11 protein-coding genes are annotated in these 13261 nt (G+C 54.9%); 10 read left to right on the top strand and 1 reads right to left on the bottom strand.

Annotated features, from left to right (window positions below; genetic code table 11):
* Nucleotides 1-2: 2 nt before the first annotated feature.
* The 9 genes from OK409_RS20240 to OK409_RS20200 all read left to right on the top strand — a co-directional run bounded on the left by OK409_RS20240 (nucleotide 3) and on the right by OK409_RS20200 (nucleotide 9470).
* Nucleotides 3-929, top strand: coding sequence for an amino acid ABC transporter permease (locus OK409_RS20240; protein ID WP_010247074.1), 927 nt, complete (start codon nucleotides 3-5; stop codon nucleotides 927-929).
* Entirely contained in the window at nucleotides 913-1707 is a 795-nt protein-coding gene (locus tag OK409_RS20235) for an amino acid ABC transporter ATP-binding protein (RefSeq protein ID WP_010247075.1), read from the top strand. Before OK409_RS20240 ends, OK409_RS20235 begins: the two co-directional genes overlap by 17 nt.
* Nucleotides 1704-2603 (top strand): ABC transporter substrate-binding protein, encoded by a 900-nt coding sequence (locus tag OK409_RS20230; protein WP_191917407.1) that lies wholly within the window; start codon nucleotides 1704-1706, stop codon nucleotides 2601-2603. The genes OK409_RS20235 and OK409_RS20230 overlap by 4 nt, the downstream gene beginning before the upstream one ends.
* A 156-nt stretch (nucleotides 2604-2759) precedes the next feature.
* Complete coding sequence (locus tag OK409_RS20225) at nucleotides 2760-3320, top strand: non-canonical purine NTP pyrophosphatase (protein ID WP_010247077.1); 561 nt, start codon at nucleotides 2760-2762, stop codon at nucleotides 3318-3320.
* Nucleotides 3317-4111 (top strand): SIR2 family protein, encoded by a 795-nt coding sequence (locus OK409_RS20220; protein ID WP_010247078.1) that lies wholly within the window; start codon nucleotides 3317-3319, stop codon nucleotides 4109-4111. Before OK409_RS20225 ends, OK409_RS20220 begins: the two co-directional genes overlap by 4 nt.
* A gap of 158 nt (nucleotides 4112-4269) precedes the next feature.
* Nucleotides 4270-4614, top strand: coding sequence for a YebG family protein (locus OK409_RS20215; protein WP_111534203.1), 345 nt, complete (start codon nucleotides 4270-4272; stop codon nucleotides 4612-4614).
* Between the two features lie 615 nt (nucleotides 4615-5229).
* Nucleotides 5230-6063 carry a BglG family transcription antiterminator LicT gene (gene licT / locus OK409_RS20210; RefSeq protein ID WP_245114949.1) on the top strand — a complete coding sequence of 278 codons (834 nt, stop codon included), beginning with the start codon at nucleotides 5230-5232 and terminating at the stop codon, nucleotides 6061-6063.
* A 137-nt stretch (nucleotides 6064-6200) separates the two neighbouring features.
* Nucleotides 6201-8063 carry a PTS beta-glucoside transporter subunit IIABC gene (gene bglF, locus OK409_RS20205; RefSeq protein WP_264367410.1) on the top strand — a complete coding sequence of 621 codons (1863 nt, stop codon included), beginning with the start codon at nucleotides 6201-6203 and terminating at the stop codon, nucleotides 8061-8063.
* A 12-nt stretch (nucleotides 8064-8075) separates the two neighbouring features.
* Nucleotides 8076-9470: a glycoside hydrolase family 1 protein gene (locus OK409_RS20200; RefSeq protein WP_264367409.1), complete on the top strand. Its 1395-nt coding sequence runs from the start codon at nucleotides 8076-8078 to the stop codon at nucleotides 9468-9470.
* A 68-nt stretch (nucleotides 9471-9538) separates the two neighbouring features.
* Here OK409_RS20200 and OK409_RS20195 read toward each other — a convergent pair whose 3' ends face one another.
* Nucleotides 9539-10666, bottom strand: a complete 1128-nt coding sequence (locus OK409_RS20195; RefSeq protein WP_264367408.1) for a Fic family protein — start codon at nucleotides 10664-10666, stop codon at nucleotides 9539-9541.
* Between the two features lie 522 nt (nucleotides 10667-11188).
* Between OK409_RS20195 and OK409_RS20190 the strand changes: the two genes are divergently transcribed.
* Entirely contained in the window at nucleotides 11189-13129 is a 1941-nt protein-coding gene (locus OK409_RS20190; protein WP_264367407.1) for a methyl-accepting chemotaxis protein, read from the top strand.
* Nucleotides 13130-13261: the final 132 nt, after the last annotated feature.

Below are 13261 nucleotides of genomic sequence, written 5' to 3'. Positions count from 1 at the left end.
CCATGAGCAAACATCAACATCTGCAGGTGGTGCCGGCACGCTACCCGGCACGCACCGCAGGGGCTATCGTTGCGCTGTTTATTCTGGCAGGCGTGGTGCAGTCAGTGGCCTTTAATCCGCGCTGGGAATGGAGCGTGTTTGCCCGCTGGTTCTTTGATCCGGTGATCCTCCACGGTCTGGGCCAGACGCTGCTGCTGACGCTGCTGGGTACGATATTCAGTCTGTTTCTGGGCGGTCTGCTGGCGCTGGCACGTCTCTCCTCATCGTGGCTGCTGAGTACACTGGCGTGGGGTTATATCTGGCTGTTCAGATCACTGCCGCTGATTGTGGTACTGATCATTCTTTATAACTTCTCGTATCTCTACGACACCCTGTCTGTCGGCATTCCGTTTACCGGCCTCTCCTGGGGGGCGTATCAGACGATTAACGTGCTGGGGCAGTTTCAGGCAGCCGTTATCGGTCTGACGCTGGTGCAGGCGGCCTACAGCGCGGAAATTATTCGCGGCGGGATCCTCGGCGTCGATCACGGTCAGGTGGAAGCCGCGTCCGCGCTGGGTCTCTCCGCCACACGCCGCACCTTCCGCATCATTCTGCCGCAGGCGCTGCGCGCCATTATCCCCACCGCGTTCAACGAGATCATCAGTCTGGCGAAAGGCACATCCGTGGTTTATGTGCTGGCGATGCCGGAGCTGTTCTACACCATCCAGATGATCTACAACCGCAATCAGGAAGTGATCCCACTGCTGATGGTCGGTGCCGCCTGGTATCTGATTATCACCACCGTGTTGTCCGTGATTCAGTACAACGCCGAACGCTGGATGGCCCGCAGCGTCACCCGTGAACCGCAACCGTCGCGCTGGCGACAATGGCGCAACCGCGTCACGCCACTTCATCCGACCGAGGAGATCAGCCATGTCCGAAGCCATTGATTACCGCACCTCACACACAACCGGTGCCATCAGCATCACTGGTGTCAGTAAACGATTTGGTAAACATAAAGCGCTGGATGATGTATCGCTGTCACTGGCACCGGGGTCCGTCACGGTGATCCTCGGGCCGTCAGGCTCCGGTAAATCCACGCTGCTGCGCACCATCAATCATCTGGAACGGGTCGACGAAGGATTTATTCAGATTGATGGCGACTACATCGGCTATCAGCAGCGCGGCAATAAGCTGTATGAACTGAAAGAGAAGGCGATTCTGCGCCAGCGCATCAATGTCGGCTACGTGTTCCAGAACTTCAATCTGTTCCCACACCTCAGCGTGCTGGATAACCTGATTGAAGCGCCGATTGCCCATCGTCAGTTAACGAAACCGGAAGCGATACAGCGTGCAGGCGAACTGCTGGATATTGTGGGCCTGCGGCATAAAGCCGATGCGTGGCCGCGTCACCTGTCGGGCGGGCAGCAACAGCGCATCGCGATTGCGCGTGCGCTGATGCTCAATCCACGGGTCATGTTGTTCGATGAACCGACCTCGGCGCTGGATCCTGAACTGGTGGGCGAAGTGCTGGATGTAATTAAAAAGCTGGCGCGTTCCGGCACTACGCTGGTGATTGTGACGCATGAGATCGGCTTTGCCCGTGAAGTGGCGGACAACGTGGTCTTTATGGTGGATGGCCGGATTGTGGAGCAGGGCAGCACCACCCAGGTGCTCAATAATCCGCGTCATGAGCGCACCCGCCGTTTTCTGGCGCGCGTGTTATGAGGGCATTAACGTTAACGGTTCTGACGCTGCTTCCGGCGCTGGCCTGTTCTGCGGCTGAGAAGCTCGATGTCCTGCAAAACGAGACGCCGATTCATGCCCCGGCCAATCCGCAGGCTATTGGTAAAATTCCGGCCAATTACCGTTTTATCGAACCGGGCACCCTGACGGTCGCTACCTCAGCGACCAACTCGCCGCCGCTGTCGCTGCTGGCGTCTGATAACGTCACGCGGATCGGCAGCGATCCCGATATCGCCCGACTCCTTGCTGATAGCCTGGGGCTGAAACTCAGGCTGGTTCCGGCTTCCTGGGAGGACTGGCCGCTGGGCATCAGCGCCGGACGCTATGATGTTGCGATGTTCAATATTGCCGTGACCGAAGAGCGCAAGAAGAAGTTCGATTTTGCGACGTATCGCGCCGACAACCACGCTTTTGCGGTGAAAAGCGACAGTCATATCAGCAAGATTAATAGTCCGGCGGATATTGCCGGTAAGCGGATTATCGTCGCCTCGGGCACCAATCAGGAGCGTATTTTACTGAGCTGGGATGAGCAGAACCGGGCTAAAGGTCTGCCTGCGGTAACGCCGATTTACCTGACTGATGATGCCTCCGCGACGCTGACGCTACTGTCGGGACGGGCAGATGCGATGTTTGGCCCTCACTCGATGGCGGCCTGGAAAGTGGCGTCACGCGGACAGACAAAGCTGGTTGGCAGCGGACCGTTTCGCGCCTGGGTTGCCGTGACCACCAAAAAGGGCAATGGCCTGGCACCCGCGCTGCAGACTGCGCTGGATGGCACCATCGCAGGCGGGCAGTATCAGCAGGTGCTGGCACGCTGGGGCGAACAGGATGAGGCCATCACTCAGTCTACGGTGAATCCACCCGGCATTGTTTACTGAGTCTGCAGAACCGGCTCGCCTGCTGCGGCCGGTTCTGCGCACTTCAACCTGATGAGCACAGAATTGAACTACACTCTCCAGCGTTAGTGATTTATCCTGCCCGCCTGTTTCCGTAAAATCCTCACTGTGTGGCGGAGTAATTGACCTGGAAGCCCCATGAAAATCAGATTCCTTTCTGCCAATGAGCAAAAGCTGGCGGAGGTGCGCAAAATACTCGAACCTGTCGGGGTCGAAGTTCTGCCCATCGCCCGTCGCATCGAAGAAATTCAGACTGAAAACGAACTCGACCTGGTGCGCGACAAACTGACCAAAGCCTTTTCGCTGATTGGGCGACCGCTATTTGTAGAGCATACCGGCCTCTATCTGGATGGCCTCAATGGCCTGCCCGCCGGTCTGACCCGCATCTTCTGGAACCGCCTGGACGCTGAGCGCTTTACCGCACTGGTGCAGGGGCTCGACAGCCAGGCCGTGACGGCCAAAACGGTGCTGGGCTACTGCGATGGTCGCAAAATGTACCAGTTTTCGGGTGAACTGCGCGGCACCATCGCCGCGAAACCTGCCGGAACGCGTGGCTTTCAGTGGGACTGCGTCTTTATTCCTGAAGGCTATGAGCAGACGTTTGCTGAAATGGGCGAACTCAAGAATGAGATCTCGATGCGGCGCATCGCGCTGGATCGCTTCGCCACCTTTTTAAAAACCTCGCGGGGCATGGCATGAAACCTGAACTCAAACGCGCCTATGATTCCGGCAAACTGATTCTGTTTGCCGGTGCCGGTATTTCGCGCAATTTTGGCCTGCCCGAGTGGCATGAACTGATTGCGCATCTTGCTAATGAGCTGGGTTACGATCCAAAAATCTTCAATACCTATGGCACGCACCTGTCGCTGGCGGAGTATTACAAACAGAAAAAAGGTTCGCTTGGCCCGCTGCGCAGCTGGATGGATCGCGAATGGCATCGTCCCGATATTGATGTCCGCTCTTCTGAAATTCATACCATGATTACGCAGGGTAACTTCTCGCGTATCTACACCACCAATTACGATCGCTGGCTGGAAGCGGCGCATGAAGCGCACGGCGTACCCTATTATAAAGTGGCCAACGCCGCGGACCTGGTCTCTCTCACCGAAGATAAGCGTCACATCATCAAGCTGCACGGTGATTTTGATGATGACACTTCAATCGTGCTCGATGAGAGCAGCTATTTTGAACGCCTCTATTTTGATTCGCCGCTCGACATTAAACTGACTCACGATGTGATGGGCAACTCAGTGCTGTTTGTCGGCTACAGCATCAGTGATTTCAATATTCGCCTGCTGTTTTACCGTCTGACCAAGATGTGGGGCCGCACCGGGCTGGCAACCGCCCGGCCAAAATCGTACCTGTTCACTAACCGGAACAACCCGGTGGCCAAAGAGGTGCTGGGGCAGTGGGGGATTGAGGTGATCGTCTCGGAAGAGGACGATCCCCGTAAGGCATTGGCGATGTTTCTTGAAGAGCTGCTGGTGTAGCCGCCGGCCCTCGCGGCGGAGAATACGTCAGGAAAAATGAAAAAAGCCTGTGCCAGGTTAAGGTTAGCCCGTGCACAACCGATAAACTCTATTCTCTGCTGGCAAAGCAGGATCGGCATGATATACTGTATGCATACACAGTACCTGAGGGCGAGAAGATGGCTGTTGAAACAAAATTTGTAGTAGTCAGAAAGGGTGAAGAGAAGATGACGTTTGCCAATAAGAAAGAGGCCGATGCCTACGACAAAATGCTCGATATGGCCGAAGCCTTCACCGACTGGCTGTTACAGCATCAACCTGCACTGGAAGAATCTCAGGCGGAAACGCTGGGCCTGCTGATTGCAGAGCAGAAAGATGCCGTTCAGCATATTCTGCGCACCAGCAAACTGCCGGAAGCGGCAGCAGCACCCGTCTCTCAGCCAGAAGCTGTCTCAGACGATAGCGCGGATGAGCCGCAGGAAGAGCCTGCTGCAAAGAAAGTACGCGCCGTTAAAGCCGCGTAATCTCAACAGCGCCGGAAGCGAACCTTCCGGCGTTGCTGTTTCTGAATAGCGGTTTGAGCTGTTCTCCTGCTAACTTCTTTACAGATAGTCTTCCTTCCACTCTTTTACCCTGCATAACGGGCTCTGACGCTCAACGGAACGATTTCACACGTTAAAAACTTTTCGTCCGATAAATCAAAACATTGTGATCAGTGACAAAAGCGTTCAAAGCGGTGTGTTTTTAATCGCTAAATGGCAGTTAATGAACACTGCAGTCCATTAGTCGATTTTTCAGACGACCTTCCTCGCATGACCATCTTCCTTCCATAACGTGAGTTTTCATTCCACTGAGCGTCATACCCCTTTTGCTGCCCGGAACCGCACCCCGGGCTTTAATACTGGTCTCGTCCGGCGGGTATCGCCACACGCAGGATGCCTGGGTGACTGAACTCAACACGGTAGTCACTTTTTAAGTTAATAAGAGGATTTCGATCGCTGTCACGCTTTTTGCCCTGACAGATTGAGGTCACGACTAAAACTGATAGAGTTCCCGAACTGGATTGTTACTGCTTAGGCAGGCAAAACCTGACTTCTGGCCTCTGTCGGATGTCAGGTTTTTTTGTTTCTGGGGTTCCGATGAAAATCGCCAAAATTCTTAATAACAACGTGGTGATGGTTCAGGATGAGCACGGACGCGAACAGGTCGTGATGGGGCGTGGACTGGCTTTCCAGAAGCGCATCGGTGACAGTCTCAACGCTGCGCACATTGAGAAGGTATTTGCGCTGCAAAGTGATCTGCTGGTACGTCGTCTGGAGGAGTTGTTACACCAGATCCCTGCAGAAGTGATGACCACCTGCGACCGCATTATTGATCTGGCAACACAACGTCTGGGGACATTGCAGGAGAGCTTGTATATCACATTGACCGACCACTGCTACTTTGCCATTGAAAGGCAGAAAAAAGGTCTGGCAATTAAAAATGTGTTGCTATGGGATATCAAACGCCTCTACCCCAAAGAGTTCGAACTGGGTCAGGAGGCCAGGGCTATCATTTCCCGTCGTCTGAATGTCGAACTGGCGGAGGATGAAGCCGGCTTTATCGCGCTACATCTGGTGACGGCGCAGCTCAATAATGAAATGCCGGAAGTGATGCATGTCACCCGGGTTATGCAGGAGATTCTGCAACTGGTGAAGTATCAACTGCAGCTGGAGTACATCGAATCGTCGCTGAGTTACCAGCGTTTTGTCACTCATCTGAAGTTTTTTGCTCAGCGGATGCTGACGCGTACCGTGGTGGACGATGACGATGTATCGCTGCATACAGCAGTAAAAGATAACTATCCCAAAGCCTGGAAATGTGCGGTGAAAATCGCGCAGCATCTGCAACAAAGCTATCAGCGTGATCTGACCGCAGAAGAGATCATGTTTCTCGCCATTAACATCGAACGGGTGAGAAAAGAGGGGCAATAAGCTCCATAAACCGGATTGTTACTGCTTTACGCAGGCAAAACCTGAGCGCGGCCTCTGAAAGGAGGACGTTCTCAGGTTTTTTTCATTTTTGGCTCAGTTAACTGATGTCCGCAGGCATCGGTTGTAAGGAAATCGAGATGGAATATCACACGCTGGCGCAGGATATCCTCAGCCATATTGGTGGCCGGGAGAACATCGTTAGTCTGGTTCATTGTGCCACCCGGTTACGCTTCAAACTGAAAGACAACCATAAAGCCGATGCTGAAGGACTGAAGAAAAATCCGGGCGTTATTATGGTCGTTGAAAGCGGCGGGCAGTTTCAGGTGGTGATTGGCAACCACGTTCATGATGTCTGGCAGGCTGTGCGTAGTGAAGCGGGGCTGGCTGATGAGCTTTCTGCAGCAACAGAAGGGGAAAAGACCGGGGGTAATGTTTTCAACCATCTGATCGACATTGTGTCAGGCATTTTTACCCCGTTTATCGGCATTCTCGCCGCCTCAGGGATCCTAAAAGGTTTGCTGGCGCTGGCCGTGGTCTGTGGCTGGCTTTCTGTTGAAAGTGGAACGTATAAAATCTGGTTTGCAGCCAGTGATGCCCTGTTTTTCTTCTTTCCTCTGGTGCTGGGCTACACCGCCGGGAAGAAATTTGGCGGCAATCCCTTTATTACCATGGTGATTGGCGGGGCGTTGACCCACCCGACGATGATTGTAGCTTTTAATGCCAGCCAGCAGTCCGGTGAAATGACGGACGCGTTTCTCGGCATCCCTGTAACCTGGTTTAATTACAGTGCGTCGGTTATCCCGATTATTCTCGCTGCCTGGGTAAGTTGCTGGCTGGAAAAACAGAGCAGCCGGCGACTTCCCGCCTCCATGAAAAACTTCTTTGCGCCACTGATCTGTCTGAGCGTCACCGTGCCGCTGACCTTCCTGGTGATTGGCCCACTGGCCACGGGCTTAAGTCAGATACTGGCGAACGGTTACCAGTGGATTTATGCGCTGGCACCCTGGCTGGCTGGTGCCGCCCTGGGCACGTTGTGGCAGGTCTGTGTGATTTTTGGTTTGCACTGGGGACTGGTGCCACTGATGATCAACAATCTTGCCGTACTGGGGCATGACTCAATGCTGCCCATGCTGTTGCCTGCTGTCATGGGCCAGGTTGGCGCGGCGCTGGGGGTGTTTCTGCGCAGTCGGGATGCACGACAGAAGATGCTGGCGGGTTCATCCGTGACCGCAGGGATCTTTGGTATCACTGAACCGGCTGTCTATGGCGTTAATCTGCCGCTGCGCCGTCCCTTTATCTTTGGCTGCGTGGCGGGCGCTATTGGCGGTGCCATTGTCGGCCTCAGCAGCACCCACGTTTATTCATTTGGTTTTGCCAACATCTTTACCATCGCACAGATGATCCCACCTGGCGGTGTGGATTCCACGTTATGGGGCGGTATTGCCGGGACGCTACTCGCGCTGATACTGGGTTGCGGCATGACGCTGGTAGCGGGCATGCCCCGAAACACGGCGCCAGACGCAACGCTCCCGATTACCCCTGGCGAAGATGACATTCTGTCACCGATGACGGGCACCGTTCTGGGGCTTGGTCAGATTCCCGATCCAACCTTCGCCAGTGGCCTGCTGGGACAGGGTGTGGCCATCATCCCTTCCGACAACAAAGTGATTGCGCCTTTTGCGGGTGAGGTGGCCTCCCTGTTTCAGACCCGACACGCCATAGGGCTGCTGAGTCACAGCGGGATTGAGCTGTTGATCCATGTGGGTATCGATACCGTCAGGCTCGACGGCAAACCTTTCACGGCACATGTAAAAGTGGGCGACGCGTTCAGGGCCGGCGATCTGCTGCTGGAGTTCGATCGTCAGGCCATTCTTGATGCCGGATATGACCTGGCAACACCGATCATTATCACTAACAGCGATGAGTATCCTGAGGTGATGACTGTGGCAGGGACCGCGGTCACTGCAGGTACGCCTTTACTCAGCGTCACTCGTCAATAAAAGGAGAACAGGATGAAAACTTTCCCGGAGTCATTTTTATGGGGCGGTGCTGTTGCCGCTAATCAGGTTGAAGGCGCATGGCGGGAAGAGGGCAAAGGCCTCTCAACCTCAGACGTTCAGCCACAGGGAATTTTTGGCCCGGTATCGGAGCGCGTTGAGGGCAGCCAAAGCCTCAAAGACATCGCGATCGACTTTTACCACCGCTATCCGGACGATATCAGGCTGTTTGCAGAGATGGGGTTCAGCTGTCTGCGGGTTTCCATCGCCTGGACGCGCATCTTCCCGAACGGTGACGAGCAACAACCTAATGAGGCCGGTCTGGCCTTTTATGACCGGTTATTCGACGAGCTTGCCGCACATCACATTACTCCACTTGTTACGTTGTCACATTATGAGATGCCCTGGCACCTGGTGAAGCAGTATGGTGGCTGGGGTAACCGCCAGGTGATTGGCTTCTTTGAGCATTATGCCCGTACGGTGTTTGCCCGCTACAGGAAGAAAGTCAGACTCTGGCTGACCTTTAACGAAATTAACATGTCGCTTCACGCGCCGATGACCGGTGTGGGTCTGCCGGAAACCAGCAGCAAAGCTGAGGTGTATCAGGCAATTCATCATCAACTGGTCGCCAGTGCGCTGGCGGTGAAAGCCTGCCGCGAGATTAACCCGGACGCCAGCATTGGCAATATGCTGCTGGGAGGGCTGGTCTATCCACTCAGTTGTAAGCCTGATGATGTGCTGGAAGCGCTGCAAGAGAACCGGAAATGGCAATTTTTTGGCGATGTTCAGTGCCGTGGTGTTTATCCGGGCTATATGTTGCGGTTCTTTCGTGAAAATAATATTCAGCTGGATGTCACGGATGCCGATCGTCAGATACTCCAGTCGACCGTCGATTTTATCTCGTTCAGCTATTACATGTCCGGCTGCGTAACCGCCGATGAAGCACTGAATCAGCAGATGCGGGGTAACATTCTGAGCATGGTGCCCAATCCTCACCTGCAGAGTTCTGAATGGGGCTGGCAGATTGACCCGGTGGGCTTGCGGACCTTACTGAATCTGCTGTGGGATCGTTATCAGAAGCCGCTTTTTATTGTTGAGAACGGACTGGGCGCCAAAGACATACCGGATGCAACGGGCGTCGTGCAGGATGATTATCGCATCAGCTACCTCAACGATCATCTGGTTCAGGTGCGTGAGGCCATTGACGATGGCGTGGAGGTCATGGGTTATACCAGCTGGGGACCTATCGATGTTGTCAGCGCATCAAAAGCCGAATTGTCTAAGCGTTACGGTTTTATTTATGTTGACCGCGATGATACTGGTGAAGGTTCGCTGGCCCGCAGCCGGAAGAAAAGCTTTTACTGGTATAAAGAGGTCATTGCGACCAACGGGGCTTCACTTAAAGAGTAATTCCCGCACTCAGGAGTACATTACAACGATCGCGATGTACTCCCGGTTAGCAGTTAAAACAGCCCGGCTCAGGGCGTCTCGCGGGTGTTAACCTGATAGCGGGTACTCCTGCCTCCGCCTTCAAGCCGGTAAAGGCAGCCTTTTTCAACCAGATCGGCCAGATGACGGGTCGCGGTGGCTTTACTCACTTTGGCGACCTTCTGATACTGGCTGGCGCTGATCCCCAGTTCGAAACCCTGCTCGCCGCCATCCAGCAGCCGGTTCAGCACTTTCACCTGTTCCGGACTCAATCCCATCCCCTGATGCCGCAGCCAGAAACGCGCTTTCATCTGAGTGCGATCGATGACGTTCATCGCCTGTTGCAGACTCTCATCCAGGATATCAAGAAACCACACCAGCCAGTGAGTGATATCCAGGCCGCCTTTCTGCGTCTGCTCAAGGATGCGGTAATAACCGGCACGCTGCGTCAGAATGGCGGGTGACATGGCATACAGCCGGATGCTCTGACTGTCGGCCTGCGCCAGCGCCAGATCGGTTAACGCACGCGTGATACGACCATTACCATCATCAAAAGGGTGTAGAGTGACAAACCAGAGGTGGCAGATGGCGGCGCGCAGCAACGGGTCCAGCATCACATCATGCTGACTGCTGTTGAACCACTCAATAAACTGCGCCAGCTGCGGCTCCAGTCCCTGTCGCGGCGGCGCTTCAAAATGCACCGTGGGACGATCGATGCGACCTGAGATGACCTGCATCGGCTCACTGCCGCGCAGCGTGCCGACGCTCAGGCGCTGCACCGTCCACTCATCGGCAGGGAAAAGCCAGAGATGCCACTGACAGAGACGTTCAGACGTCAGCGGCTGGCTGCGGTTGTTGATGGCATCGAGCATCATGGCGGCCAGGCCTTCTGAACGATCGGAGACCGGATAGGGCTGCTCTTCCGTCACGCCTAACCGACGCGCCAGCGATGAGCGGACCGATTGCACGTTGACCCGCTCCTCTTCAATCGCGGAAGAGGAGAGGATATTGCTGAGCAGGGTATCCAGCGTCTGGGTTTCACTGTCTGAATGCAGGCTGGCACGGCCCAGCAGCAATCCGCGCTGCTGCTGCAGATGGCGCAGGCGCGGTAACAGCACGGCGTCCTGCCACTGAAAATGGGGCCAGTCCGGCTGTTGCCAGATCCAGGTAACGCTCATAATCGGCTCACGCTAAGGGTGGATGAGCCGAATAAAGGAGGTTATTCGGCTCACAGAATGAGTCGATAATAGCGAATATTTGGCTCACAGGCCAACCCAGCTGAAGTGAGGGCAAAAAAAAGGACCCGAAGGTCCTGTTTGCTTAGCGGGAGAACTGCATAAAGGTGTCTGAATAGTAGTGAACGATCCAGGCGACATACGCCAGCCAGACAACCATCCCAACAGCTAATCCTGATTTACCGATCATTGTTCTATCTCCACTGCGATAAGGGGGCTACAGCAACTGTTGACATAAACTGACAGTAATGGCGGGCACCAGTATTGTTGCAGATCAAAAAAAGGCCGTTCATTCGCAGCGCGATAATCCCTTTGCGATCAACTTCCCGTAATCACGCGCTGTGAGACCCCCATCACGGCGGGGAAATGGCCATTAAAGTTCAAAAAAACGCCGCCGATAGATGATCTCAGGAGCACCATAACTACAAGGAGGTATTGAGCCAGGTAAATTTCAGGGGAAGCACTATGGTCAGTCAGTTAACACATAAGAAAAGAATGAGTACCCGTGCCCAGATGCTGATCATGGGTGGTTTAACGATAGTGCTGGGATTTACCGTGACGATTGGCGTCCTCAGCTGGCAATCCGGTAAAGAGCAGAAGGCGCTGGCCGAACAATATCTGCAGCAGATTGCGCAGAGCCGTGCCTTACAGGTGCAGCAGGAATTGAGCCATGCACGTGATGTCGCGAGTCACCTCGGACAAAGTCTGATTGCCTTGCCCCACGTCGGCATTACCGATCGCAAAGCGGCCGATAAGGTGATGGAGTATGCGCTGCGTGCTAACCCTGACTATCTGTCGATGTCAGTGATATTTGAACAGAATGCGTTTGATGGCCGGGATGCTGATTTTGCTTCACAGCCAGGTCAGGCACCGCAGGGCCGCTATGCCTTTTTTGTCGATCGTGACGCATCAGGTAATTACTCGATGCATCCGCTGCTCTCCTATCTGACACCGGGTCAGGGCGATTACTATCTGATCCCGCAAAAAACACAAAAAGATACGCTCACCGAACCCTATAGCTATGCCTATAACGGCGTACCGACGTTGCTCACCTCCGTCGCCGCCGCGATTATCGATCAGGGCGCCTTAAAGGCGATCGTTACTTCTGACATTTCACTGGCATCACTGCAACAGAAAGTGAATCAGATCAAACCCTGGCAGGGAAGCGGCTATGCGCTGCTGCTTTCTCACGGCGGGAATGTGGTCTCTTCGCCGGTGAAAGATGAAGCCGGGAAGCCCTGGAAAGGCGAAAAAGAGGGTTTTACGTCAAAAGTCGTCCAGCGATTTGATGCCGTGCTGGGTGAAGACGCTTTGGTCACCTGGCAGCCGGTGGTGATTGGTAACAGCGACAAACCCTGGTATCTGGGCGTGGTGGCACCGGTCAGTCAGGTGATGGCCGCCTCAAACCGGCAGCTGATGTGGGCGGTGATCCTGATGGTCGTGAGCGTTCTGCTGGTCGGGACGGTGCTGGGCATGCTGTTCAGCCGTAAAGTGTTGCGTCCGATTGGTGGCGAGCCGGCTGAAGCGGCGCATATTGCGCTGGCCGTCGCCGATGGCAAGCTGGATAACGCGATTGTGGTGAAAAACGGCGATCGCAGCAGCCTCTTTTTCGCCCTGGATACCATGCAAAGCCAGCTCCGGCAGATTGTCGGGCAGATTAAAGATTCCAGTGAATCAGTACGCCAGGGGGCGGGTGAAATTGCCAGCGGAAACCTCAATCTGGCGTCACGCACCGAACAACAGGCCGCCGCGCTGGAGCAGACCGCAGCCAGCATGGAGCAGATCAGCGCCACGATTCGCCTGAATGCCGATAACGCGCAGCAGGCGACCAGCCTGACTGAAAACGCTACCCACATCGCCAGTCGTGGTGCCTCGCTGGTGGGTGAGGTGGTGCAGACCATGGCGCAGATCGACGACAGCTCGAAAAAGATCGGCGACATTACCACCATGATCAACAGCATCGCCTTCCAGACCAATATTCTGGCGCTGAACGCGGCGGTGGAGGCTGCACGTGCCGGTGAGCAGGGACGCGGTTTTGCGGTGGTGGCTTCTGAAGTGCGTAATCTGGCCCAGCGCAGCGCGAACGCGGTGAAAGAGATCGGCGCACTGATTGAAGAGTCGAGCGTGCGGGTCGAGAGCGGCGTCCGGCTGGTAAACGATGCCGGTAAAACCATGCAGGAGATGATGCAGGCGGTGAATTCGGTGCAGGGGATTATCGGTGAGATTGTTACAGCATCAAGCGAACAGGCGCGTGGCATCAGCCAGGTAACGATTGCCGTCAATGAAATGGATGGCGTCACCCAGCAGAATGCCGCGCTGGTGCAGCAGATGTCGGCTGCCGCCAGTTCGCTGGAGGATCAGGCGCAGCAGCTGTCACAGACGGTGGAGCAGTTTCATCTGGCGTAAGCAGGCGTATGTTTCCTGATCCAGACTCTGCTTCACAAAATAAACCCGCCGCTGGCGTAATGCTGATCAGTTAAGATTAGATTTGTAAAGGCTGTCACGGTCAAACGTGGCAGCTTTTTTTCCGGGCGAGCG

Origin of the sequence: Pantoea sp. RG18, assembly GCF_025910075.1 — a bacterium.
GTDB lineage: Bacteria > Pseudomonadota > Gammaproteobacteria > Enterobacterales > Enterobacteriaceae > Pantoea > Pantoea agglomerans.
This window is presented reverse-complemented; position numbering and strand designations above follow the sequence as displayed.

Coding starts and splice junctions, on each gene's coding strand:
- OK409_RS20240 (WP_010247074.1), top strand. CDS start 3: ATGAGCAAACATCAACATCTGCAGGTGGTGCCGGCACGCTACCCGGCA.
- OK409_RS20195 (WP_264367408.1), bottom strand. CDS start 10,666: ATGAGCGTTACCTGGATCTGGCAACAGCCGGACTGGCCCCATTTTCAG.
- OK409_RS20215 (WP_111534203.1), top strand. CDS start 4,270: ATGGCTGTTGAAACAAAATTTGTAGTAGTCAGAAAGGGTGAAGAGAAG.
- OK409_RS20220 (WP_010247078.1), top strand. CDS start 3,317: ATGAAACCTGAACTCAAACGCGCCTATGATTCCGGCAAACTGATTCTG.
- OK409_RS20235 (WP_010247075.1), top strand. CDS start 913: ATGTCCGAAGCCATTGATTACCGCACCTCACACACAACCGGTGCCATC.
- bglF (WP_264367410.1), top strand. CDS start 6,201: ATGGAATATCACACGCTGGCGCAGGATATCCTCAGCCATATTGGTGGC.
- OK409_RS20200 (WP_264367409.1), top strand. CDS start 8,076: ATGAAAACTTTCCCGGAGTCATTTTTATGGGGCGGTGCTGTTGCCGCT.
- licT (WP_245114949.1), top strand. CDS start 5,230: ATGAAAATCGCCAAAATTCTTAATAACAACGTGGTGATGGTTCAGGAT.
- OK409_RS20190 (WP_264367407.1), top strand. CDS start 11,189: ATGGTCAGTCAGTTAACACATAAGAAAAGAATGAGTACCCGTGCCCAG.
- OK409_RS20225 (WP_010247077.1), top strand. CDS start 2,760: ATGAAAATCAGATTCCTTTCTGCCAATGAGCAAAAGCTGGCGGAGGTG.
- OK409_RS20230 (WP_191917407.1), top strand. CDS start 1,704: ATGAGGGCATTAACGTTAACGGTTCTGACGCTGCTTCCGGCGCTGGCC.